General features: G+C 65.8%; 21 protein-coding genes. 6 read left to right on the top strand and 15 right to left on the bottom strand.

The window, feature by feature from the left end; translation table 11 throughout:
• Positions 1 to 52: 52 nt before the first annotated feature.
• The 3 genes from V6B08_RS05055 to V6B08_RS05045 are packed head-to-tail and all read right to left on the bottom strand — an operon-like array spanning position 53 to position 3,220.
• Entirely contained in the window at positions 53 to 2,008 is a 1,956-nt protein-coding gene (locus tag V6B08_RS05055) for a hybrid sensor histidine kinase/response regulator (RefSeq protein WP_341978636.1), read from the bottom strand.
• Position 2,009: 1 nt separating this feature from the next.
• On the bottom strand, positions 2,010 to 2,753 hold the full coding sequence (locus V6B08_RS05050; RefSeq protein WP_341978635.1) for a response regulator: 744 nt from the start codon (positions 2,751 to 2,753) through the stop codon (positions 2,010 to 2,012).
• A gap of 32 nt (positions 2,754 to 2,785) precedes the next feature.
• Positions 2,786 to 3,220: a globin family protein gene (locus V6B08_RS05045; protein ID WP_341978634.1), complete on the bottom strand. Its 435-nt coding sequence runs from the start codon at positions 3,218 to 3,220 to the stop codon at positions 2,786 to 2,788.
• A 130-nt stretch (positions 3,221 to 3,350) separates the two neighbouring features.
• On the opposite strand from V6B08_RS05045, the gene V6B08_RS05040 reads away from it, so the two are divergent.
• A complete protein-coding gene (locus tag V6B08_RS05040) occupies positions 3,351 to 4,748 on the top strand; it encodes an MFS transporter (RefSeq protein ID WP_341978633.1) in 1,398 nt (465 codons plus the stop codon).
• 149 nt (positions 4,749 to 4,897) lie between these two features.
• Here the strand turns inward: V6B08_RS05040 and V6B08_RS05035 are convergent, their stop codons facing one another.
• Entirely contained in the window at positions 4,898 to 6,148 is a 1,251-nt protein-coding gene (locus V6B08_RS05035) for a class I SAM-dependent methyltransferase (protein WP_341978632.1), read from the bottom strand.
• Between the two features lie 221 nt (positions 6,149 to 6,369).
• Here V6B08_RS05035 and V6B08_RS05030 point away from each other — a divergent pair, with 221 nt between their 5' ends.
• Positions 6,370 to 7,053: a hypothetical protein gene (locus tag V6B08_RS05030; RefSeq protein WP_341978631.1), complete on the top strand. Its 684-nt coding sequence runs from the start codon at positions 6,370 to 6,372 to the stop codon at positions 7,051 to 7,053.
• 53 nt (positions 7,054 to 7,106) lie between these two features.
• Here V6B08_RS05030 and V6B08_RS05025 read toward each other — a convergent pair whose 3' ends face one another.
• From V6B08_RS05025 to purH, 3 genes are read right to left on the bottom strand one after another with little or no spacing between them, the layout of a single operon-like run.
• Entirely contained in the window at positions 7,107 to 7,331 is a 225-nt protein-coding gene (locus V6B08_RS05025) for a hypothetical protein (protein ID WP_341978630.1), read from the bottom strand.
• A 34-nt stretch (positions 7,332 to 7,365) separates the two neighbouring features.
• The gene (locus V6B08_RS05020; RefSeq protein ID WP_341978629.1) at positions 7,366 to 8,007 is read right to left on the bottom strand and encodes a glutathione S-transferase family protein; all 642 of its coding nucleotides are present in this window, start codon (positions 8,005 to 8,007) and stop codon (positions 7,366 to 7,368) included.
• A gap of 11 nt (positions 8,008 to 8,018) precedes the next feature.
• Positions 8,019 to 9,602 carry a bifunctional phosphoribosylaminoimidazolecarboxamide formyltransferase/IMP cyclohydrolase gene (purH, locus tag V6B08_RS05015; RefSeq protein WP_341978628.1) on the bottom strand — a complete coding sequence of 528 codons (1,584 nt, stop codon included), beginning with the start codon at positions 9,600 to 9,602 and terminating at the stop codon, positions 8,019 to 8,021.
• Between the two features lie 167 nt (positions 9,603 to 9,769).
• Here purH and V6B08_RS05010 point away from each other — a divergent pair, with 167 nt between their 5' ends.
• A complete protein-coding gene (locus V6B08_RS05010) occupies positions 9,770 to 10,723 on the top strand; it encodes an acetyl-CoA carboxylase carboxyltransferase subunit alpha (RefSeq protein ID WP_341978627.1) in 954 nt (317 codons plus the stop codon).
• Between the two features lie 125 nt (positions 10,724 to 10,848).
• Here V6B08_RS05010 and V6B08_RS05005 read toward each other — a convergent pair whose 3' ends face one another.
• Both V6B08_RS05005 and rnhB read right to left on the bottom strand, forming a co-directional pair.
• Positions 10,849 to 11,874 (bottom strand): site-specific DNA-methyltransferase, encoded by a 1,026-nt coding sequence (locus V6B08_RS05005; protein WP_341981588.1) that lies wholly within the window; start codon positions 11,872 to 11,874, stop codon positions 10,849 to 10,851.
• A gap of 287 nt (positions 11,875 to 12,161) precedes the next feature.
• Entirely contained in the window at positions 12,162 to 12,779 is a 618-nt protein-coding gene (gene rnhB, locus V6B08_RS05000; protein WP_341978626.1) for a ribonuclease HII, read from the bottom strand.
• Positions 12,780 to 12,871: 92 nt separating this feature from the next.
• Between rnhB and V6B08_RS04995 the strand changes: the two genes are divergently transcribed.
• The 3 genes from V6B08_RS04995 to V6B08_RS04985 all read left to right on the top strand — a co-directional run bounded on the left by V6B08_RS04995 (position 12,872) and on the right by V6B08_RS04985 (position 15,825).
• Entirely contained in the window at positions 12,872 to 13,666 is a 795-nt protein-coding gene (locus tag V6B08_RS04995) for a crotonase/enoyl-CoA hydratase family protein (protein ID WP_341978625.1), read from the top strand.
• A gap of 71 nt (positions 13,667 to 13,737) precedes the next feature.
• A complete protein-coding gene (locus V6B08_RS04990) occupies positions 13,738 to 15,123 on the top strand; it encodes a M48 family metalloprotease (RefSeq protein WP_341978624.1) in 1,386 nt (461 codons plus the stop codon).
• Positions 15,124 to 15,144: 21 nt separating this feature from the next.
• The gene (locus V6B08_RS04985; protein WP_341978623.1) at positions 15,145 to 15,825 is read left to right on the top strand and encodes a nitroreductase family protein; all 681 of its coding nucleotides are present in this window, start codon (positions 15,145 to 15,147) and stop codon (positions 15,823 to 15,825) included.
• Between the two features lie 218 nt (positions 15,826 to 16,043).
• On the opposite strand, the gene V6B08_RS04980 is transcribed toward V6B08_RS04985, so the two are convergent.
• The 6 genes from V6B08_RS04980 to V6B08_RS04955 form a co-directional block, all read right to left on the bottom strand.
• Positions 16,044 to 16,883 carry an N-acetylmuramoyl-L-alanine amidase family protein gene (locus V6B08_RS04980; protein WP_341978622.1) on the bottom strand — a complete coding sequence of 280 codons (840 nt, stop codon included), beginning with the start codon at positions 16,881 to 16,883 and terminating at the stop codon, positions 16,044 to 16,046.
• A gap of 132 nt (positions 16,884 to 17,015) precedes the next feature.
• Entirely contained in the window at positions 17,016 to 18,014 is a 999-nt protein-coding gene (locus V6B08_RS04975) for a DnaJ C-terminal domain-containing protein (RefSeq protein ID WP_341978621.1), read from the bottom strand.
• A gap of 82 nt (positions 18,015 to 18,096) precedes the next feature.
• Entirely contained in the window at positions 18,097 to 19,542 is a 1,446-nt protein-coding gene (locus tag V6B08_RS04970) for a tetratricopeptide repeat protein (RefSeq protein WP_341981586.1), read from the bottom strand.
• Between the two features lie 78 nt (positions 19,543 to 19,620).
• Positions 19,621 to 20,145, bottom strand: a complete 525-nt coding sequence (locus V6B08_RS04965; RefSeq protein ID WP_341978620.1) for an RT0821/Lpp0805 family surface protein — start codon at positions 20,143 to 20,145, stop codon at positions 19,621 to 19,623.
• Between the two features lie 170 nt (positions 20,146 to 20,315).
• Positions 20,316 to 21,572, bottom strand: coding sequence for a glucosaminidase domain-containing protein (locus tag V6B08_RS04960; RefSeq protein ID WP_341978619.1), 1,257 nt, complete (start codon positions 21,570 to 21,572; stop codon positions 20,316 to 20,318).
• A gap of 171 nt (positions 21,573 to 21,743) precedes the next feature.
• Entirely contained in the window at positions 21,744 to 22,301 is a 558-nt protein-coding gene (locus tag V6B08_RS04955) for a NifU family protein (protein WP_341978618.1), read from the bottom strand.
• Between the last annotated feature and the right edge of the window lie 63 nt (positions 22,302 to 22,364).

Raw genomic sequence — 22,364 nt, 5'->3', positions numbered from 1 at the left:
CTGCCGCAAAAGCAGGCGCCATTGCCTGAAATCAAACACGGTGGGTATTAAGTCAGGCTGGGGCGAAAATCCGCGCCAGAATCGCCAGTACGCTGTCGCGGGTGAAGGGCTTGTCCAGCACCGGGCGGCCGAGCGTGCGCAATTCCTGGCCGCCGAGCCCCAGCGTGTCGCCGGTGACAAAGGCGAAGCGCGGCACCAGATGTGGCGTTTCCGCCTCCAGCCGCTGCAGCAACGCGCGGCCGTCCATGCCCGGCATGCGCAGGTCGCTCAGGATGGCGTCGTAATCCCGCGCCTGGGCCAGCGCCAGGGCGGCAGCGCCATCGGCTGCCATGTCGACGGTGAAGCCCGCCTGCACCAGCAGGTCGCGCAGCAATTCCGCCACTTCCGCATCGTCATCAGCCACCAGCACGTGGCCGCCGGCCATATGCGCGGCCGGCAATGGCGGCAAGGCCTCGGTTTCCGCCACGGCGCCGATGGGCAGCCGCATGGTGAACAGCGCACCGCCGCGCGGCAGGCCATCGAGGCCGGGATTTTCTTCCATGGTCAATGTGCCGCCATGGCCCTCGACGATGCCGATGGAAACCGACAAGCCGATGCCGGTGCCGCTGCCTGCCGGCTTGGTGGTGAAATACGGCTCGAAGATACGGCGGCGCAATTCCGGCGGCACGCCGGGGCCGCTATCGGCCACCACGATCTCGGCAAAACGGCCATCGACGCTGGGCATGGTCTGAATGATCAGGCGGCGCGGCCCGGCGTGATTGCTCAAGGCCTGCTGCGCATTGACGAGCAGATTGGTCAGCACCTGGGCGAGCTGGTCGCCATCGGCCTGCAGCGGCGGCAGGGGCCCGAAATTCTGCCGCGTCACCTGGATGCCGGCGCTGCGCAGGCCGTAATCCAGCAGCCCCAGCGCTTCGTCCAGCAACGCCTCGATATCCACCGCGCCGCGCCGGGGCCGGCGCTGCCGCGCCATCGCCAGGAAGGTGCGCACGATACGGGCGCAGCGCGCCGCCGCCTGTTCGATCTTGCCGGCACGCTCGGCCAGCGCCTTCGCTTCCGCCCCCTCCTCCGCCGCCTCGCGCAGCATCAGCGACTGCCCGACCACGATGGACAGCGGGTTGTTCAATTCATGCGCCACGCCGGCCAGCAGCGAGCCAAGCGCCGACATCTTCTCGCTCTGGTGCAGAGCTTCACGTTGCCGCGAAATCTCGGATTCCGAAAGCCGGCGCTCGGTGATATCGGCCAGTGAGCCGGCGATGCGCAAGGCGCGGCCCTGACTGTCGCGGTCGACGGCAGCGGTGACGCGCACCCAGCGCTCGACGCCGTCGCCGCGTTGCATGCGGTGTTCCTGCACCATGTTGTCGATCTCGCCCCGCAGCAGGCGGCGGGTTTCCTCGCGCAGCAGCGGCAGGTCTTGCGGATGCACAAAAGCCTGCCAGCCGGCGATGTCGCCGCGAAGATCACGCTGGCGGCGGCCGACGATCTCCTCCAGCCGCTCGGAGTAATAGGCCGTGTTGTTGGTCAGGTCCCATTCGAAGATGCCGGCCTCGGCGCCGCGCACCGCAAGGCGGTAGCGCGTCTCGCTGCGGCGCAGGGCGGCCTCGGTCGATTTGCGGTCGGTGATGTCGCGCAGGAAGGCGGCGAGCAGACGATGCTTGCCGCGCTTCACCTCCGTCACCGTCAGTTCCACCGGGAAGCGGTCGCCATTGCCGCGCATGCCCTCGGTCTCGATGCGGCGGCCCAGCACGCGATGCGGTTCGCCGGCGCTGTAACGCTCCATGCCGCTGTCATGCGCCGAGCGCAGATGCGCCGGGATGATCAGTTCGCCGATCGGCTTGCCCAGCGCATCCTTGCGGGCGCGGCCGAAGATGCGCTCGGCGGCGGGGCTGAATTCCAGCACATGGCCGTTCTTGTCGGCGATGATCACCGCATCCAGCGAGGCCGCCAGCAGCGGCCGCAGCCGCTCCAGTTCGGCTTCCAGCTCATCGGGGGGCAGGTCGGCAGCCGTCATGTCAGCGGCCACCATGGCTGTCGAACAGGTAGCCGGCGCCATGCACCGTCTTGAGCACGGCGGGGTGCGACGGATCGGCCTCGATCTTGCGCCGCAGCCGGGCAATGCGGATATCAATGGAGCGATCGAACGGTTCCCATTGCCCGTGATGTGCCAGATCGAGCAACTGGTCGCGGCTCAGCACGCGGTCGGGATGGCGGGCAAAAGCCTGCAGCAGATCGAACTCCATGGCGGTGAGGGGGATTTCCCCACCCGCGCCATCATAGAGCTTGCGGCTGGCGAGGTTAAGCAGGCGCTGGCCGAACCGCACCACATCCTCGCCATTGTCGGCAGCCGCCGGCTTCTCCGCCGCCTGCGCCGCTGCCACCGGCTGCACCCGGCGCAGCACGGTGCGGATGCGGGCACGCAATTCACGCAGGTCGAAGGGTTTGGTGACGTAATCATCGGCGCCGACCTCGAGCCCGACGACGCGGTCGACCACATCCGATTCCGCCGTCAGCATGACGATACCGATGCTGGAAAACGCCGCCTCGCCGCGCAGCCAGCGCGCCAGGCTCAAGCCATCCTCGCCAGGCATGTTGATATCCAGCACCACCAGATCGGCGGCTTCCTCGGCCAGCAGGCGGCGGCACTGGGCAGCGCCATCGGCAGTGCGTACCGCGAAGCCATGGCCGGACAGATACTCGGCGAGCATCTCACGGATGCCCGCCTCGTCGTCGACCACGATGATTCGCGCCTCGGCCATACCCTACCGATAGCGGCAGAGGGCGGTCCGCATCAAGCCGCCTGTTCCGGTGCAGGGGTAACCTTGCGCGCGGCAGCGATCATGGCATCGGCCAGCAGCCGGTAGGCGGCGCCCCAGGCGGCACTCATGGCGGGGGTGAAATCCGGCCCGAAGGCTTCTTCCAGAGTGCCGAGCAGGGCCGAGCCAACCACGGCATAATGCCGCTCCTCGACGCCATAGCCGACATGGCGGCGGGCCAGCATGGCAACCTCGTCCAGGATGGTCTCCACCTTGTGCAGCGAGCCGACCACGAAGGTCAGCGCGCTCATCAGCTTGGCGCCCTGGGAGCGCATGTCGCCCTTGAACAGCGGCCGCAGGGCGGGATCGAGGGCGAAAAGGCGGTCGTAGAAGATCCTGGCCGCCTGTTCGCGGATCGGCAGCACCTGCGCGAAACTCTGCTGCACCAGGGTCACTTGTTCGGGGGTCATGGCGGAATCTCCGGCTGGAAGGACGTTGGCCGGGTTTATGAACGCGGGCTGTTTCCGCCTCATGTCTGTAAATGTTTCATTTGTTTCAGCCGCCGGGACTCGTAGACTGCCGGGATTGCGGAGGAAATTCATGCAAGCAGTTTCGGACGGCACGCCCCCCCTGGCAGTGGCCCCGGGTTACGCCCCCTGGCGGGCGCGATTCTCCTGGGCGATGTTCGACTGGGCCAACCAGCCCTATTTCACCGTCATCACCACCTTCATCTTCGTGCCCTATTTCACCTCGCAGGTGGTGGGCAATTCGGTGCAGGGCCAGTCGCTGTGGGCCTTCACCCAGGCCGCCGCCGGCGCCATCGTGGCGCTGGGCGCCCCCTTTCTCGGCGCCATTGCCGATGCCGGCGGCCGGCGCAAGCCCTGGCTGCTGGCGTTCCAGACCCTGCTTGGCCTCGCCTGCTTCGCGTTATGGCTGGCACAGCCAGGCAAACCGGAAGTGCTATGGCTGGTGCTGGTGGCGCTGGCGCTGGCCAATATCTCGGCGGAATACTCCATCGTCTTCAACAATGCGCTGCTGCCCGGCCTGGTGCCGCCCGAACGCATGGGGCGCCTGAGCGGCTTTGGCTGGGGCATGGGCTATTTCGGCGGCATCGTGGCGCTATTCGCGGTGCTGATCGTTTCGCGCCCTGAACTGATCGGCATCACACCGCCGCCGGGCGAAGCCCTGCTTGGCCTGAAACGCGACAGTTTCGAAGCCGAGCGCATCATCGGCCCGGTGGCGATGCTGTGGCTGGTGCTGTTCGCGCTGCCGATGTTCCTGTTCACGCCGGACCGGCCGGGCAGCGGCAAGCCGCTGGGCGAGGTGGTCCGCGAGGGCCTGCGCCGGGTGGTGCATACGGTGGCGCATCTGCGCCAGCATACCAACACACTGCGCTTCCTGATCGCCTATATGCTGTATTACGACGGCCTCAACGCGGTGATCGCCTTCGGCGGCGTCTATGCCGCCGGCGTATTCGCCTGGGGCACCACCGAGCTTGGCCTGTTCGGCATCGCGCTCACCGTGGTGGCAGCACCCAGCGTGATCGCCGCCGGCTGGCTCGATGACCGCTTCGGCTCCAAGCGCACAGTGCAGACCGCGATCATCCTGGTGACGCTCGGCTCGCTCGGCATCGTCTCGATCACCGCCGGCAGTATTCTGTTTGGCGTCGAGGTGCCGGCCAAGACCGCTGAAATGGGCCTGTTCGGCTCGACGGGCGAGCGCTTCTTCTTCCTCTGCGCCATCCTGGTCGGCCTTGGCATGGGGCCGATGCAGGCCGCCAGCCGCACCATGGTGGCCCGCCTGGCGCCGCCCGACATGCTGGCCGAGTTCTACGGCATCTTCTCGCTCTCGGGCCGCGCCACCAGCTTCCTGGCGCCGATGCTGATCGGCATCGCCACCGCGCTGCTGGCTTCCCAGCGCGTCGCCGCGGTGATCGTGCTGGTGTTTCTCAGCCTCGGCTTCATCGTGCTGTGGCGAGTGGCCGAGCCGAAGCGGTAGCTACAACCATAGTCGTCATGCCCGGGCCAGCCCTTCGGGCCTCTGCGCCCACGCCGCTTTTAGCGGCGCGCGCTTAGAGCCCGGGCATCTTACGCAGCGGCATGAGACCCCCGGGTCAAGCCCGGGGGTGACGATAACTTGGTAAGTACTTACGCACTCCTGGCCGCCAGCGGGGAAACCGCCGGCTTGCCATTGCCGGCCATGGCGCGTTCCTCGTCCAGCATGTAGTCGCGGGTGATCGGCAGCGTATCGACGCTGCGCGTCATCTGCAGTTGGAACACCATGTGGCCGCCATGACGGAAAGTGACTTCCGACCCGGCGAGATAGAATTCCCACATGCGGCAGAAGCGTTCGTCATAGAGCGCCTTGGCCTTGTCCCATTGCGCCAGGAAACGCTGGCGCCAATGCTTGAGCGTTTCGGCGTAATGCAGCCGCAGGATTTCTGCATCCGTCAGGTAGAGGCCGGATTTCTCGATCACCGGCAGCACTTCCGACAAAGCCGGGCAATAGCCGCCGGGGAAGATGTATTTACGGATGAAGCCTGCCGTGGCGCCCGGCCCGTCGCTGCGCCCGATGGCATGCAGCAGCGCCACACCATCCGGCGCCAGCAACCGGTTCACAGTCTGGAAGAAGGCCGGGAAATGCGGCACGCCGACATGCTCGAACATGCCGACCGAGACGATGCGGTCGAACGGCCCTTCCAGCGAGCGGTAGTCGCGGATCTCGAACTTCACCTTGTCGGCAAGCCCCAGGTCACGCGCCCGCTGGGTGGCGATCTTATGCTGCTCCTCCGAGAGCGTGACGCCCAGCACCTCGACGCCGTAATTCTGCGCCAGGTAGATCGCCATGCCGCCCCAACCGGAGCCGATATCCAGAACGCGCTGGCCGGCTTTAAGCCGCAGCTTGGCGGCGATATGGCGCTTTTTGGCGATCTGCGCCTGCTCCAGCGTGGTTTCCGGCGTCGGAAAATAGGCGCAGGAATACTGCTTGTCGGTATCCAGGAACAGATCGTAGAGCCGGCCATCGAGATCGTAGTGATGCTGCACGCGGCGCTTGGAGGCATCGGCGTCGTTCCACTGGTGCCACCATTTCAGCAGCCGGCGGAAACCATGCGCCAGGCTATGAAAGGGCAGTGGCGCGGTGCCGATATTGCGCATCACCAGATCGAGGAAATCATAGAGCGTGCCGCGCTCGATGGTGAGCCGGCCTGCCATATAGGCCTCGCCAGCCTCGGCCTCGGCATTCAGCGCCAGGCGCCATTCCGTGGCGCGGTCATGCACGCGGACCACGACGCCGGGCTCGGCGGCATTGTCACCAAAATGGTAGTGGCGCCCCTTCGGATCGATATAGGTGAGGCTGCCAGTTTTGATGATACGGGCAAAAATAAGCGGCAAAAGCATGCGAACTTCTCCCTCATGCACCAGACCCCGGAACCACCCCTCGTGAATACCGAGGCCCGGTCAGTGCAAAAAATCAGAGAAAATCCCCATCCAACACTTAGTATAGTGGGGTGTCGGATGGCCTCCGGCAAGAGGGGTATTGCATGAGGGATTGCGCAGCGCAGGGCTGTATGGAAAACCGCCAGGGGCGCGGCTTTTCCCGCATGGGGGCTGTGTTTTTCATGCTGCTGCCCCTGTTTCTGGGCGCCTGCGAAACCCTGCCGGCGCCAAGCGAGGCGCGGCTCGATCCCGCCCTGTGGGAACAGGCGAAAGACTGGGAAAGCGCGGCGCAAGCACAGGAAGCCCGCTTCCTGAAAACACCCGATGCCCGGGCACGGCGCGATGCCACCGGGCTGACTTTGCTGCTGAGCAATGGCCGCGCGCTGCGTGTGGTGGAGGATCGCGCCTGCGCCCAGCCGGCGCGCGACGTGCACCGCGACTGCGTGCGCAAATACGCGCTGTACCGGTTTGCCGCACGCGGCTACTGGCTATTGGGCCTGAAACTCGCCGAGGGCGAAGCCTATGCGCTGGTGGACGAGCAGAGCGGCACCGAGACCTTGCTGGTCGGGCTGCCGCGTTTCTCGCCCGACGGCCGCCATGTCGCGGCAGTGAACAAAAGCGCGGCAGGCGACACCGTGAACGGCATCGAGGTCTGGCGCCGCGACCGCGATGGCCTGGTGCTGGTATTCTTCCACGAGGAAAAGGGCGGCGCCGGCTACGATTTCGCCGACTGGTTCGATCCCGCCACGGCGCGGCTCACCTGGCGCGGCTGCGTTGCCAAACCGGAAGCCGCCTGTGAGCGGCCGCGCGAAGCTGTGCTTACTGGACGCGGCGATAAATGGCGCCTGGTGCCCTGGACGCGGTAACGCTGACCACACCCCTTTTCGTCACCCTCGCGAAAGCAGGAATATGGAAAGCCTCAGCCGACGCGCTCCAGCGTCTTGATCGGGCCGCGCGGGCGGCCGGATTTCTCGGCGATCTCGCGGTCCTGCGCCTCGATGAAGGCTTGCGCCACATCCTGCTCGTCGTCGAACTGGCCGAAGCGGTCGACCGGCACCTTGCGGTTCGAACTCTGGGCGCCATCCTGATAGATGACATTGAACACCGCGAAAGCGGCATTGGGATTGAACTTCTTCTTCGCCATGGGTGAGGACTTTCTTTTTTAACGCAGCAATGCTTCAGCCGGGCCAGTTCTCGGCCCAGGCAATACCCTGCTTCTGCATCATGCGCTGGAAGGCAGGGCGCGGGTAGGTGGCGGCGGCAACGGCGCGGATTTTCGGCCAGAGCCAGAGCGGGCGTTCCATGGAACGGCTCCAGCGTACCAGCATGGTAAGATAGATGTCGGCGGCGGAAAATCCATCCTTCAGCACCGTGGGACCGCCCGGCAGGCCCTCTTCCAGCACCTGCGCGGCGCGGGCGAGTTCCCGCCCGGCGGCCCCCTTGATCAGCGCCTGGCCGGCCGCATCGGGCAGTTTCCAGTCCGGGTGATACCAGTCGAGGAAGGCCACCTGCACCGTGTTGGTCATGAAGGTGAGCCATTGCAGGAACAACGCGCGCGGCTGCCCGGCTTCCGGCATCAGCTTCGCTGCCGGGTGTTGCTCGGCCAGGTACTGGCAGATCGCGGCGGTCTCGAAGACCGGGAAATCGCCATCCAGCAGCACCGGGATGCGGCCATTGGGATTGAGCTTGCGATATTCGGCACTGTCATGCTGGCGCGCGGCGGTATCCACCTTCACCAGTTCATAGGCCGCGCCGATCTCTTCCAGCATCGCCTGCGGCGCCATCGCCGCTGAACCCGGCGAATAGAACAACGTGTACATCAGAGCGTCCTTCAGTGCCGGAAATGACGCATGCCGGTGAACACCATGGCCAGCCCGGCCTTGTCGGCAGCATCGATCACTTCCTGGTCGCGGATCGAGCCGCCCGGCTGGATCACGGCGGTGGCGCCGGCTTCCACCAGCACTTCCAGGCCATCGGCGAAGGGGAAGAAGGCATCCGACGCCGCCACCGAACCCTTGGTGAGCGAGTCAGCAATACCGGCCGCCTTGGCCGAGTCCTGCGCCTTGCGGAAGGCGATGCGGGCGGAATCGACGCGGCTCATCTGGCCGGCACCGATACCGACGGTGGCGCCGTTCTTGGCGTAGACAATGGTGTTCGACTTGACATGCTTGCCGACGCGGAAAGCGAACAGCATGTCTTCCAGTTCCTGCTGGGTCGGCGCGCGCTTGGTCACGACCTTGAGATCGGCGGCCTCGATGCGGCCGGCATCGCGGGTCTGCACCAGGTAGCCGCCAGCGACGCTTTTCACGAACCAGCCCGGCGCCACCGGATCGGCCATGCCGCCGGTGAGCAGCAGGCGCAGATTCTTCTTCTTCGCCAGCAATTCAATGGCCTCGGCTTCGGCATCGGGGGCGACGATCACCTCGGTGAAGATGGCGCCGATCTTCTCGGCGGTGGCCTTATCCAGCGTGCGGTTCATGGCGACGATGCCGCCGAAGGCCGAAACCGGATCGCAGCGCAGCGCCGCATCCCAGGCGGCGCCGAGGCTATCGCCGGTGGCGACGCCGCAGGGATTGGCGTGCTTGATGATGGCAATGGTCGGCTTGGCGGAAAATTCCGACACCAGCTCGAAAGCCGCATCCGTGTCGTTCAGGTTGTTGTAGCTCAGTTCCTTGCCCTGGAGTTGGCGCGCGGTAGCGACGCCGGGGCGCTTGTCGCCAGAGACATAGAAAGCTGCCTGCTGGTGCGGGTTCTCGCCATAGCGCAGGCTCTGCTTGCGCTCGGCCGAGAGCAGCAGGGTCGGCGGGAAATCCTCGCCATTCTGGCGCGCGAACCAGGTGGCTATCATGCTGTCATAGGCGCCGGTATGGGCATAGGCCTTGGCCGCCAGGCGGCGGCGCAGGGCGAGATCGGTGGCGCCATCGTTGGCTTTCAGGCTGTCGAGCACGGCCGAGTAATCGGCCACATCCACCACCACGGCAACGAAGCCATGGTTCTTCGCCGCCGAGCGGATCATCGCCGGGCCGCCGATATCGATATTCTCGATGCAGGTGGGGAAATCGGCGCCCTTGGCCACGGTGGCGGCGAAGGGATAGAGGTTCACCACCACCAGGTCGATCGGCGGAATCTCATGCCGCTGCATCGCCGCCACATGCTCTTCGGCATCGCGCAGGGCCAGGATGCCGCCGTGGATGGTGGGGTGCAGGGTCTTGACGCGGCCATCCATCATTTCCGGGAAGCCGGTATGCTCGGCCACTTCCTTCACCGCCACGCCGGCGTCCTTCAGGGCCTTGTAGGTGCCGCCGGTGGAGAGCAGTTCGATGCCATGAGCGGCAAGGGCGCGGCCGAATTCCACCAACCCGGTCTTGTCGGAAACGGAAAGCAGGGCACGGCGGATGCGGACAGTATCGGTCATGGCGGCTCTATGGGCTTTTTGGGCAGGAAGGGCTGGGCCTGTGGGAGAGAAGGCGCCGGGGCTATAGCATGCGGCGGCGGCGCGGCCAAGACGGCTAAATTGTCAAGCATAAACAGCACCTTGCAAAGGTTTGTGCGGGCCGCCGATCCGTGTTAGACGATCCAGCCATGCAGTCCTACCTGGAATTCGAGAAGCCGCTCGCCGAGCTTGAGGCCAAGATCGCCGAGTTGAAGCAGCTGGCCGATGCCGGGAATACCGACATCGCCGACGAACTGGCCCGGCTGGAAACCAAGGCCGCGCAGCAGTTGCAGACCACCTATGGCAAGCTGACGCCGTGGCAGAAAACCCAGGTGGCGCGCCACCAGGACCGCCCGCATTACGCCGATTACGTGGCGGCGCTGATCACCGAATACGAGCCGCTGGCCGGCGACCGCGCCTTCGCCGACGATCCGGCGATCCAGGGCGGCCTGGGCCGTTTCCGTGGCCGCGCCGTGGTGGTGATGGGCCATGAAAAGGGCCGCGGCACCGAAGGCCGCGTGAAGCATAATTTCGGCATGGCCAAGCCCGAAGGCTACCGCAAGGCGATCCGGCTGATGCGGTTGGCCGAGCGGTTCCGCCTGCCGGTGATCACCCTGGTGGATACTTCGGGCGCCTTCCCCGGCGTGGCAGCCGAAGAACGCGGCCAGGCCGAAGCCATCGCGCGCGCCATTGATTGCTGCCTCGATATCCGCGTGCCGATGATCTCGGCCATCGTTGGCGAGGGTGGCTCGGGCGGCGCCGTAGCACTCGCCGCCGCCAACCGCGTGCTGATGTTCGAGCATGCGGTCTATTCCGTGATCAGCCCCGAAGGCTGCGCCGCGATTCTTTGGAACACCGGCGAAAAGGCCCAGGACGCCGCCGAGGCGCTGAAGCTCACCGCTGCCGACCTGATGAAGCTCAAAGTGGTGGATGAAGTGGTGCGCGAGCCGATCGGCGGCGCCCATCGCGATCCCAAGGGCGCCATGGCCGCGCTCGGCGACGCGCTGGAGCAGCAGCTCCGCGGCCTGGTCGGCCAGGAGCCGGGCAATCTGCGCGAACAGCGCCGCCGCAAATTCCTCGAAATCGGCAGCGTCGGGCTTTAAGTCCGCTACAAAGCTTCCGGACAAAAAAGAGCCCGGCGGCATGGGGTCCGTCGGGCTTTTGAGCCTGGAGGGCTCAGTGCAGTGAAGTGAACAACTCGCTGCTAATCAACACGACTGCTGGTAAATCAGATCATCTCGGCGCGGATCTGCTGGCGCAGCACGTCGATCGGCTTCAGCTGCCCCTCGACCTTGAAATGCCAGAACATCCAGCCATTGCAGGCGGTGGCGCCCTGCACATGGGCGCCGATCTTGTGAATCGAGCCGACCGCATCGGCGCAAGCCAGGCTGCCATCGGCGCGCACGCGGGCGGCATGGCGGCCCGAGGGATCGAGCAGCACGGCGCCGGGCTGCAGCAGGCCGCGCTCGACCACGGCGCCGAACGGCACGCGCGGCTCTTCCTTCTTCGAGCGGGTGAGTTCCAGATCGTCCGGTGAGGCTGGCTGCACCGTGGTGATGCGGCGCTCGGCCGCTTTGGCATACGCCTCTTCGCGTTCCAGGCCGATCCAGCGCCGGCCCAGACGCTTGGCCACCGCGCCGGTGGTGCCGGAACCGAAGAAGGGATCGAGCACCACGTCGCCGGCCTTGGTGGAGGACAGCAGCACGCGGTGCAGCAGGGCTTCCGGCTTCTGGGTCGGATGCGTCTTCACGCCATCCTCGCCGCGCAGGCGTTCGCCGCCGCCGCAGATCGGGATGGTCCAGTCGGAGCGCATCTGCAGATCGTCGTTCAGCGCCTTCATGGAATCGTAGTTGAAGGTGTATTTGGCGTCCTTGCCCTTCGAGCACCAGATCATGGTCTCATGGGCGTTGGTGAAGCGCCGGCCCTTGAAATTCGGCATCGGGTTGGTCTTGCGCCAGATCACATCGTTGAGCATCCAGAAGCCGAGATCCTGGAGCTGGGCGCCGACACGGAAGATGTTGTGATAGCTGCCGATCACCCACAGCGTGCCGTTCGGCTTGAGCAGCCGGCGGGCCGCCTGCAGCCAGGCCTTGGTGAAGCGGTCGTAATCGGCAAACGAGTCGAACTTGTCCCAGGCATCGTCGACGGCATCGACAACGCTGTCATTCGGGCGACGCAGTTCGCCGGCAAGCTGCAAATTGTAGGGCGGGTCGGCGAAGATGCAGTCGATGCTTTCCGCCGGCAGCGCGTTCATCAATTCAATGCAGTCGCCGCGCAGGATGCGATCGAGCGGCAGGGCGGGATGCGGCGCTTCCGGTTCCTTGGCCGGCCCTAAAGGCTTGGCGCGGGCCACCTTGCGGGCGGCATCAGGGCCGGGCACGGAGACCAGGCGGAGATGGCCCTTGCGGGACGGCTTGTGCGGTTCCAGGCGGGTCGGGGCCATGTCGGGTCCGTTCTGATGAATGACCCGTAAGTATTTAGATTCATTAGGCTAATTAATAGTTAATGGCAAAATTAACGAGTCCGAACCGGGACCAAATCCTACATCTTGGGGCGCCAGGGTTCCAAGGGCGCAAAACTTAGACGGTGGTGCGGGCAGGCCCCGGCCGCCGCCAAGCCTTCCTGATGCGCTTTGGTGCCGTAGCCTTTGTTTTTTTGCCAGGCATAGGCCGGATAGCGCAGGCTGAGACGCTGCATGGCGCGGTCGCGCACCACCTTGGCGATGATCGAGGCGGCGGCAATCGAGAGGCTCAAGGCATCGCCATCCACCAGCGCCTCCGCCGGACAGGGCAGGTCCTTGGGGCAATGCTTGCCGTCGATCAGTGCGAAGGCCGGCCGTTGCGGCAACGCCAGCACAGCACGGCGCATCGCCAGCAGCGAGGCGCCGAGAATGTTGAACTGCGCGATTTCCGCCACGCTGGCGGCGCCGATGCCGACCAGGGCGCTTTCCCGGATGCTCAGCGCCAGCCTTTCCCGCGCGGTTTCCGAGAGTTTCTTGGAATCGTCGATGCCGGCGGGCAGCCGCGCTGGATCGAGGATCACGGCAGCCGCCACCACCGGCCCAGCCCAGGGGCCGCGCCCGGCCTCGTCCACGCCGCAAAGCGGCGCCGGCCTGCCCTGCTCGTAGCTGAAATCCGGTCCCTGCCCTGACTTTGCCATAAGGGTGGATTATAGCCAGTCACGCGCTTGTCGGTAGCGCCCGGCCTGTGGAAGACTCCAATCTACCAGACTGGATCAAGAGGAGTGCGACAGTGTCTAGCGTGCATGAAGACGGCGAGATCATCACCCGGCGCGAAGGCGAGATTTTCGTCATCGGCCTGAACCGCCCGGCGAAATACAACGGCTTCACACCGAAGATGCTGCGCGAGATGGCCGCTGCCTATACCGCCTTCGAGGCGGATGAAGGCGCGCGCGTCGCCCTGCTCTATGCCGAAGGCAAGCATTTCACTGCCGGGCTGGACCTGCCCAAAGTGGCGCCACTGATGGGCGACAACAATCTGCTGGTGGAACCCGGCCAGATCGACCCGTGCAACAATGTACCGCCCTACCGCAGCAAGCCGGTGGTCGCCGCCGTGCAGGGCATCACCTACACCATCGGCATCGAACTGATGCTGGCCGCCGATATCGTGGTGGCCGCCAGCGATTGCCGTTTCAGCCAATTGGAAGTCAAGCGCGGCATCATGGCAACGGGCGGCGCCACTATCCGCATGGTGGAGCGCGCCGGCTGGGGCAATGCCATGCGCTACCTGCTGACCGGCGATGAATTCGATTGCGCCACTGCCCTGCGCTTCGGCTTCATTCAGGAAGTGGTGGAACCGGGCCAACAATATGCCGCCGCCAAGGCCATCGCCGAACGCATCGCGGCCCAGGCGCCGCTGGCGGTTTCCGCCACTTTGCTGAATTCGCGCATCAGCATCGAGCAGAGCCCGGCCGCCGCCGTCGCCGCCTTCCACCCGACGCAGAAGGCGCTGATGAAAAGCGAGGATGTGAAGGAAGGCGTGCAGAGCTTCATCGAACGCCGCGCCGCCAAGTTCAAGGGCCGCTGATGCGACGCGCCGGGCTGCTTCTCCTCCTGTTTCTGTCGCTGGCGCCTGCATCGGCGCCAGCACAGATATTCATGTCGCCGGAGGATGCGAAGAAGCTCGGCGCCCAGGAGCATCCGAAAATCCTGAAAGAGTTTGGCGGCGTCTACGATAATTTCGAGATCGGCGCCTATGTCGCCGGCATCGCCGCCCGTGCCGCCGGGCAATCCGGCCTGCCCGCGAACAGCTACACCTTCACGGTGCTGAATTCGCCGGTAATCAATGCCTTCGCGCTGCCGGGCGGCTATGTCTACATCACGCGCGGCATCCTGGCGCTGGCGAATAACGAGGCGGAAGTCGCCGGCGTGCTCGGCCATGAAATCGGCCATGTGGTGGCGAAACATTCCGAGCAGCGATATGACCGCTCGATCATGACCAATCTCGGCGTGGCCGGCGCCTCGATCCTGAGTTCGATCTTCTTAGGCCAGGGTGCCGGCGAACTGATCGGTCAGGCCGGCCAGGTGGCGGGCGGTGCCTATCTCGCCGCCTTCAGCCGCGAGAACGAACTGGAAGCCGACACCATCGGCGTGCGGCTGCTGGCCCGCGTCGGCTATGCGCCCGATGCCCAGGCCGCCTTCCTGCAAAGCTTGAGCGACGACACCGAGCTGCAGCGCAGGCTGGCTGGGCAATCATCGAAAAGCGGCGTCAACGACCTGTTCGCCACCCATCCCGGCGGGCCGCAGCGCGTGCGCGAGGCAATGGCGGCGGCCCAGGAATATCCCACCACGCCGATCTATCGCCGCGACGAATATCTCGACCGCATCAATGGCCTGCTGTTCGGCGATGACCCGAAAGAGGGCCTGGTGCGCGGCACCACATTCACCCATCCCGGCCTACGCCTCAGCTTCACGGTGCCGGACAAGTGGCGCCTGATCAATTCATCCGATGCGGTGATCGCCAGGGGACCGCAGAACGAGATGCTGCAATTCGACATGGAGCGCGACAAACGCAAGGTGCAGGCCTCGCGCAGCGCGCTCGATTACCTCACCCGCACCTGGCTGCCCAAGCTGCGCCTGAGCAATGCCGAGGCAATCCAGGTGAACGGCATGCCGGCAGCGACGGCACGCGCCCGGGTGCAGATGCAGGATGGCTCCAGCCGAGATGCCCGCTTCGTTGCTGTCGGCTTCCCGACCGATGACATCCTGCGCTTCGTGCTGCTGACGCCGGTGAACCAGCTCGCCCGCGTCGAGCCTGAGGTGATCCGCGCCGTCAACACATTGCGGCATCTCTCCAAGGCAGAAGCCGATGCCGTGCAGCCGATGCGCATTAAGGTGATCACCGCGCAAAGCGGCGACAGTATCGAAAGCCTCAGCCGCCGCATGCCGGCGGGCGATCTCCAGGTCGAACGTTTCCGCGTGCTGAACGGCTACCGCGATGGCGAAACCGTGCAGCCCGGCCACCGGGTGAAGATCGTCGAGTAAAAACCGAGCCGGGAAGCGAAGATGACCGCACAATCGCCCTTGATGGAAAAGCTGCCCGATTACCGGCGTTATCCCGAGGCAGAAATGATCGCGCGGGCGGAAAGCTTTTATGCTGAAATCCGCCGCCGCCGTACTTTGCGCGATTTCTCCGATCAGCCAGTGCCGCGTGAAGTCATCGCGGCCGCCCTGCTTGCCGCTGGCACTGCACCATCGGGCGCCAATCAGCAGCCCTGGCATTTCTGCGTCATCACTGATGGCGAACTGAAACGCAGCGTGCGCGAAGGCGCGGAAGCCGAGGAGCGCGAATTCTACAATGGCCGCGCGTCGCCGGAATGGCTCGAAGCCCTGGCCCCGCTTGGCACCGATGCCAACAAGCCGTTCCTGGAAACCGCGCCGGTGCTGATCGCGATTTTCGCCCAGCGCTGGGGCGAGCTGCCCGATGGCGGCAAGCGCAAACATTACTATGTGCCGGAATCTGTCGGCATCGCCACCGGCTTCCTGATCGCCGCCCTGCATCATGCCGGCCTCGCCACCCTGACCCACACGCCGAGCCCGATGAACTTCCTCAACAAGCTCTGCGGGCGCCCTGAGTCAGAGAAGCCCTATATCCTGCTGGTGGTGGGCTATCCGGCGGATGGCGCCGAAGTGCCGGTGCATGGCGGCATCAAGAAGCCACTGGAGCAATTCACGAGCTGGAAGTGACGCGGCGCGGCGCTACTCCCTTTCGTCATGCGCGGACTTGATCCGCGCATCTGATGCCGCAGCAACAACGTGGGCGATGAAGTACGACACCAGCGTCCGGCTCTTGCTTGCCTGATATCCTCGGGTCACTGTAAGCGCGCGAACGCCAAAGGCGTTCGTGGGCGCACAGGCCCGAAGGGCCGGCGAGGATGATGATCGCTGTATTGCGATGCGCCCGCCTACGCCTCGTGCAGTTCCAGCGCCACCGGGGCGATCTGGTCGGCGAGATGGCGGGCGAGCTGGGCGCGGGTCTTGGCATTGCGCAGGATGCGTTCGTCTTCCGGGTTGCTCAAAAAACCGGTTTCGATCAGCACGCTGGGAATGCGCGGCGAGCGCAGCACGGCGAAATTGGCGGTGCGCATCGGATTATCGAGCAGCCGCACCTTGCCTTCGACGCCGACGACGATACGCCGCTTGGCCGAGAGCGAGGCATTGTGGCTGTGGCGCCGCGCCAGATCGAGCAGGATCGCCGAGGTTTCCTTGTCCGTGCCGCGCAGGTCGACACCGTAGACCGCATCGACGCGGTTCTCGCGCTCGGCCAGCGCGCTGGCGAATTTGTCGGAAGCCTTGTCGGAACGGCTATAGGCCGAGAGGCCGCGCGCACTGCGGTTCGGCGCCGCATCGGCATGCACCGAGATGAAGAGATCGGCGTTATGCTTGTGCGCCACCGCGACACGCGAGGGCAGCGCGAGATATTCGTCGCTGTCGCGGGTGAGGATCACCTTCACGTCGCGGCGCTTGGCCAGGATGTCGCGGATCTGGCGGCAGACCGAGAGGGTGATTTCCTTCTCTTCCGTGCCCGACACGCCGATGGCGCCGGGATCGCGGCCGCCATGGCCGGGATCGAGCACGATCACTGCCTGGCGCGGGGCCGGCTTGGGTGCCGGTTTCGTGGCCGGCTTCGGGGCATTCTTGGCGGTCTGCTGCTGCGCCAGCACGTCCTCGAGCGTCAGCCCGGCGCCGATCACGGCCCCGACACTGCCCAGGAGATAACGGATGGCGAGACGCCGGTTGATCATAATCGCTAATGACCCCTCGCGTGGCGCTCCGCAAAAACGAATCGGGCCACGACTGTAAGCGACGATAGACAGCCCGTCCCCCAGTCACAAGGGCGGATTCCGCGCAGTAGAGCAAAGCTTAAGAGGAAGTTCTTAATCCAAGGTAAAGCGCGCCCGCACGTCGTAGCGGTTGCCCTTGACCCAACCCTCGATCAGCTTTTCCAGCGCCGCGTTGGGCTTTTCCGGCAGCACGATCTTGAGCTTGATATACTGATCGCCGCGCTGGCCGTCGCGGCGCGGCATGCCGCGGCCCTTGAGCCTGAGCGACGTCCCCGACGAAGTTCCCTTCGGCACGCTCACCGCCACCATGCCATCCACGGTCGGCACGGCGATCTTGGCGCCGAGCACGGCTTCATCCACGGTGATCGGCAGTTCCACATGCACGTCGTCGCCCTGGCGGGTGAAGAATTCATGCGGCTGCAGCTTCACCTCGATGATGGCATCGCCTGCGGCACCGCCGAGCTTGCCCTCCTCGCCCTGGCCCTTCAGGCGGATCGGCTGGCCATCGCCGATGCCGGCGGGTATCGCCACATCGAGCTGCTTGCCGCCCGGCATGGTGACGCGCCGCTTGCAACCGCGCGCCGAGTCGACGAAGCCGATTTCGATGGTGTAATGGCGATCGGCGCCACGTTCAGGGACAGGCCCGCGTCGCGCCCCGGCCCCGGCGCCAGGACCGCGCGGCCCCCTGCGCATGGTGCCGAAAATCTCGTCGAGGAAATCCTCGCCGCTCTGCTGGTCGAAGCCGCCGGTGCCAGCCCCGCCAAAAGGACCGCGCTGGCCGCCAAAGCCCCCTGCTCCCGCGCCAGACCCACCCGGCCCACGGCGGAAACCGCCGCCAAAACCGCCGGCACCAAAGCCGGAGGCGCGTGCCTGGCCGGTGGCGTCGATTTCGCCACGGTCGAATTTTCCACGCTTTTCGGGGTCGCCGACGATGTCGTAGGCGGCGGATACTTCCTTGAACCGCTCCTCGATCCGCGGATTGTTCGGATTGCGGTCGGGATGCAGCTCCTTGGCCAACTTGCGGTAGGCCTTCTTGATCTCTTCCGGGCTGGCGCTGCGGCCGACGCCCAGGATGCTATAGGGGTCACGCATGACGAATCACATTACACTGACCGGTGCGACTTCGCACCGTTTGATGGCACTGGCCGGTGCGACTTCGCACCGCTGATCCCTCTTACTTAGTATCGCGCAGCCGCCGCGCCAGATCCGCCGCGTCATCGCGCTGACGATCAGACATGCCCTGGGCCAGATTCGAGGCCGCCTGCTCGGCGTCCGCGTTGCCGTTATCGGCAGCCAGCCGAAGCCAGGCAAGCGCCCGCACCCGGTCGGGCGGCAGGCCACGGCCATCGCGATAGAGCAGGCCAAGCCGTGTCTGGGCGGCAGGATTGCCGGCCTGGGCCAGTGGCAACCAGCGCGACAGCGCGCCGATATAGTCGCCATTCTCGAATGCCTGCTGACCGGCCTGATAGGGGTCGGGGACAACCGCAGAAGCCGGGGCCTGGCTTGGGGCCTGGCTCGGGGCCGGGGCGGCAGGCGCGGCGGCCACGGCCGGGGGCGGCTTGGGTTCGGAATTACCGAGCAGCCAGCCGAACAGACCACCGGACTCGGGCTTGGCCGCAGTGGCAGGTGCGGCAGCAGCCTGGGTGGCAGCCGGGGCGACAACGGCCGCAGCGACCGGAGCCGGTGGAGGGGGCGGCGGCGGTGGAGGGGGCGGCGGGGGCGCAGCGGCGACCACAGGAGCCGGAACTGGGGCCTGAACAGGTGCCTGAAAGGGGGCCTGTGCGGGCGCCGCGGCCGGGACCGGCCCGGTGGTGGGTTCCGGGGTGATCAGGCGCGGAAGCTGGCTCGCTGGCGCGGTCAGTGGCTCAGGGGCCGTCGCGGCAGGAGCCGGCGGGACAGGTGCAGGCGGGGGCGCCACGGCAGCCGGTGCCGGTGCAGGCGACGGAGCGGGCGGCGGGACAGGAGCTGCCGCCACAACGGGGGCAACATTGGGTGGGGCAGCCTGGGATGGGGCAGCCTGGGGCGCATCATCGGCCGGTTTCGGTGCCGGCGCTGGGGTCCGGGCGACGGCTTGATTCTGCGCTGCCTGAGCCTGGGCTTGCGCCGCCTGGGGCGACTTCATCACCAGCAGCGACAAACGCTCCAGCGCATCGGGCTGGCCGGCTTTGGCGGCGTTGTTGTACCAGCCGAGCGCCGTGGCGGTATCCACCGGCACGCCGAGTCCCATTTCATGCATCAGGCCGAGATTATACTGCGCCACCGCATGGCCCTGCTTGGCGGCAGCCTCGAACCATTTGCGTGCCTCGGCATAATCCACCGGCACGCCATCGCCATTGAGATACAACGCGGCGAGATTGGCCTGGGCGCGGGCGAAGCCACGTTCAGCAGCGGCACGATACCAGCGCAACGCCTGCGCCATGTCCTGCGGCACGCCGCGGCCCCAGCGGTAGAGATGACCGAGATTGCGCATCGCCGCCGGATCGCCGCCTTCCGCCAGCGGCTGCCATTCGGCGGCAGCCTTGGCGAAATCGCCGGCTTCGTAAGCGGCAAGGCCAGCGGCAAAATCAGCGCGTGCCGGGGCAGCATCGGCCAGCGTGAAGGCCAGCGCAGCGGCGATCATCGCCACCTGAGCCCTTGCCCCCTGAGCTGGGCGGCGCGGCGCTGGCGGCATGCTGTTTCCCCCCGGAATCAGCAGGCGCTACTGCACGACCCGCCAGCTACCATCGGGCTGGCGGCAGGCGGTGCCATAGGCTTGTTCGGTCTTGCCGCCAACAGTGACGGTCTGCTGGTATTCGCGGCAATACTCGCCGGCCTGCGAGGTGCCCTCGCGGGTCGGCGTGATGGTGCCGGAATGGCCGCTATCGGGATTGCGCCAGGAAATCTGCTGGCCGATCGGTGCCGTGCTGGCACGGGTGCTGGCCTGCTCCATATGGGCGCGGTCGGCCTTGTCGAGCGAGGAACCGATCTGGTTGCCGAGATAGGCGCCGGCGAGCGCACCGGCGGCAACGCCGACCAGCTGGCCGGTGCCCTTGCCGAATTGCGCGCCGAGCACGGCACCGCCGATGCCGCCGAGAATGGTGCCGACATCGCTCTTGTTCGGGCCACTGCCCTGGCCGTTATTGGCGCAGGCGGCCAGCGAGAAAGCGATCGCCGCAACCATGCCGAAACGGCTGGCGCTGCGCAGGAAAGTGGAAGGCTGGGCAGAAATCGGGATCATGCTCATGGTGCTTTCATCCTCTGGCTCGGCCTGTAATCCATACCGGCCGGGCACGACAATGTGCCGCCCTATTATATTGGCCGTGCGCCATCAGCCGCAAGGGAGCCCCCGGCGGCCAGCGCATGAAATGTTGTTGGGAACCGCAACCTTACGACAGGCAGCGCGTTAACCCTGCCCTAACCCTTGGAGAAGAAATCCAGGCCGCTGAATACCGGCGCCGGCTCATCCGACAGGCGGGACGAGTCGAACATCTCCAGGTCGTTCGTGCGCATTATCGAGCGCAACGTGCGCACGTAGTCAGCGCCGCGCACCGAATAGCGGTGCAGATGGCCGGCCAGACTGTAGCCGTCCAGGCTCATGTCGCGCTGGCGCAGCTTCGAGCGCTGGTCGCGGAATTCGCGGTAGCTGCTCTTGGAATTCAGGTTGCGCATATAGGCGGCAACCGAATGCTCCAGGCTGGAGAAGCGCAGGATTTCGTATTTCTCACCATCCGGACGATTCTCCGGCACGATGCCGCTGCCCGGATTCCAGGTCCACTGGCCATACACGGCATTGCCGAGCAGGGCGAAGCGCGAGGTACCCCAGCCGGATTCCTCGATCGACTGCGCCAGCGCCAGGGCCGGCGGAATCATGTCGACGCGCAGCAGCATCTCGTCGAGATCGGCTTCATCGAGGCCATAGCGCTGCGACAGGTCGGTAAGCCAGGCCTCGTCGCGCGGGCGCAGCGGCAGGCCGCTATCGCGGCGCTCCTGCAGTTTGAGCAGCTTCTCGCGGTCCTCGGCGATGCGTTCGTTCTCGCGCAGGATATGCGGCAGCATCACCTTGATGAAGGCGCGTTTGCGCTTCTCGGTGAGATTCACATCAGCAATGTCGATGGGCAGACGGGCGAGGAAGATGCGCGGCACTTCCAGGCTGGGGCCGCCGCTGCGCAGATCGGCGAGGTCGAAGCCCTCGGTCTCGAAACGGCGCAGCATGGCATCCACGGTGCGCTCGGCATCGGCGCGGATGGCGGTGCGGTGCGGCGACAACGCCTTGGCTTCGGCCAGGCGCTTGGCGGCGATTTCCGGCGGCACCAGCGGCAGGCCCGCGACCTGCTGCGGCTGTGCTTCGGCGGTATTGCGTTCAGGCGCCGGCACGCGCTCGGGCTGCGGCTGGCGCACGGCAACCGTGACCGGCAGGCGCCATTCGAGCTGAGCCAGATGGGTCAGGCGCTCCCAGGCTTCCTGCACCGTTTCGCGCAGCATGACCGGCTGCGCCTCGACTTCGGGCGCACGCGCTTCCTGAATATGAGCAGACATCACGCCAACGCCGACGCCGCTGGCCAGGCCTACGCCCACCAGCACGCCGACACCGGCCAGAATCAAACGCACATCGGAGCCGAGCCCGAGCAGGCTGCGGTCACTGGTACGCGAGCGGGTGCTTTCCGCCGTCATGGGCACCTCCACAGTTTCAACGACGGTATCTCCCCCGATCATCGCGGCGAAACCGAGCCGCAAAGGCGGCAAAAACATGGCCGCGCGGGTTCGACGCCTGGCGTCGCCCTTGTGCGATTCCCTACAGGAACCAAATTTGACCGGGCGGCACCATGCCGCCGGCCGACTCAGTTAAACGGCCCGGACTTCCGTCACTTCCGGCACGTAATGCCGAAGCATGTTCTCAATGCCATGCTTCAGCGTGGCGGTGGAACTCGGGCAGCCGGCACAGGAACCCTGCATATGCAGAAGAACGACTCCCCTCTGGAAGCCGCGGAAGACGATATCGCCGCCATCCTGCGCCACCGCGGGACGTACCCGCGTCTCGATCAATTCCTTGATCTGACCCACCACCTCGCGGTCGGCAGGATCAAAAACTTCTTCAGCTTCCGCTGCACCAGCATCGTCACCCATCACCGGCAGGCCGGCGATGAAATGCTCCATGATGGCGCCGAGGATCGGGGCCTTAAGCTCCGACCAGTCGGTCCAGTCGCTCTTGGTCACGGTGACGAAGTCGAGGCCCAAATAGACCCCATCGACCCCCGGGACGGCGAACAGCCGGGTTGCCAGCGGCGAGGCCTTGGCCGTCTCGGCGTCACGGAAATTAGCCGTGCCCTCGGGCAGCACGTCGCGCCCGGGGAGGAATTTCAGTGTCGCCGGATTCGGCGTGGTCTCGGTCTGGATGAACATACTTGCTCCAACTAACAACCTTCCGGTCGAGTCGCTGGCGGCGATCAAACTTGATCACTTTTG

The sequence above is a fragment of the Ferrovibrio sp. MS7 genome, assembly GCF_038404985.1.
Classification (GTDB): domain Bacteria; phylum Pseudomonadota; class Alphaproteobacteria; order Ferrovibrionales; family Ferrovibrionaceae; genus Ferrovibrio; species Ferrovibrio plantarum.
This window is presented reverse-complemented; position numbering and strand designations above follow the sequence as displayed.

Bases quoted from the DNA above. Each gene is read 5' to 3' on its own strand.
- V6B08_RS05055 (WP_341978636.1), bottom strand. From the start codon at position 2,008: ATGACGGCTGCCGACCTGCCCCCCGATGAGCTGGAAGCCGAACTGGAG.
- V6B08_RS05050 (WP_341978635.1), bottom strand. From the start codon at position 2,753: ATGGCCGAGGCGCGAATCATCGTGGTCGACGACGAGGCGGGCATCCGT.
- V6B08_RS05045 (WP_341978634.1), bottom strand. From the start codon at position 3,220: ATGACCCCCGAACAAGTGACCCTGGTGCAGCAGAGTTTCGCGCAGGTG.
- V6B08_RS05040 (WP_341978633.1), top strand. From the start codon at position 3,351: ATGCAAGCAGTTTCGGACGGCACGCCCCCCCTGGCAGTGGCCCCGGGT.
- V6B08_RS05035 (WP_341978632.1), bottom strand. From the start codon at position 6,148: ATGCTTTTGCCGCTTATTTTTGCCCGTATCATCAAAACTGGCAGCCTC.
- V6B08_RS05030 (WP_341978631.1), top strand. From the start codon at position 6,370: ATGCTGCTGCCCCTGTTTCTGGGCGCCTGCGAAACCCTGCCGGCGCCA.
- V6B08_RS05025 (WP_341978630.1), bottom strand. From the start codon at position 7,331: ATGGCGAAGAAGAAGTTCAATCCCAATGCCGCTTTCGCGGTGTTCAAT.
- V6B08_RS05020 (WP_341978629.1), bottom strand. From the start codon at position 8,007: ATGTACACGTTGTTCTATTCGCCGGGTTCAGCGGCGATGGCGCCGCAG.
- purH (WP_341978628.1), bottom strand. From the start codon at position 9,602: ATGACCGATACTGTCCGCATCCGCCGTGCCCTGCTTTCCGTTTCCGAC.
- V6B08_RS05010 (WP_341978627.1), top strand. From the start codon at position 9,770: ATGCAGTCCTACCTGGAATTCGAGAAGCCGCTCGCCGAGCTTGAGGCC.
- V6B08_RS05005 (WP_341981588.1), bottom strand. From the start codon at position 11,874: ATGAACGCGCTGCCGGCGGAAAGCATCGACTGCATCTTCGCCGACCCG.
- rnhB (WP_341978626.1), bottom strand. From the start codon at position 12,779: ATGGCAAAGTCAGGGCAGGGACCGGATTTCAGCTACGAGCAGGGCAGG.
- V6B08_RS04990 (WP_341978624.1), top strand. From the start codon at position 13,738: ATGTCGCCGGAGGATGCGAAGAAGCTCGGCGCCCAGGAGCATCCGAAA.
- V6B08_RS04985 (WP_341978623.1), top strand. From the start codon at position 15,145: ATGACCGCACAATCGCCCTTGATGGAAAAGCTGCCCGATTACCGGCGT.
- V6B08_RS04980 (WP_341978622.1), bottom strand. From the start codon at position 16,883: ATGATCAACCGGCGTCTCGCCATCCGTTATCTCCTGGGCAGTGTCGGG.
- V6B08_RS04975 (WP_341978621.1), bottom strand. From the start codon at position 18,014: ATGCGTGACCCCTATAGCATCCTGGGCGTCGGCCGCAGCGCCAGCCCG.
- V6B08_RS04970 (WP_341981586.1), bottom strand. From the start codon at position 19,542: ATGATCGCCGCTGCGCTGGCCTTCACGCTGGCCGATGCTGCCCCGGCA.
- V6B08_RS04965 (WP_341978620.1), bottom strand. From the start codon at position 20,145: ATGAGCATGATCCCGATTTCTGCCCAGCCTTCCACTTTCCTGCGCAGC.
- V6B08_RS04960 (WP_341978619.1), bottom strand. From the start codon at position 21,572: ATGACGGCGGAAAGCACCCGCTCGCGTACCAGTGACCGCAGCCTGCTC.
- V6B08_RS04955 (WP_341978618.1), bottom strand. From the start codon at position 22,301: ATGTTCATCCAGACCGAGACCACGCCGAATCCGGCGACACTGAAATTC.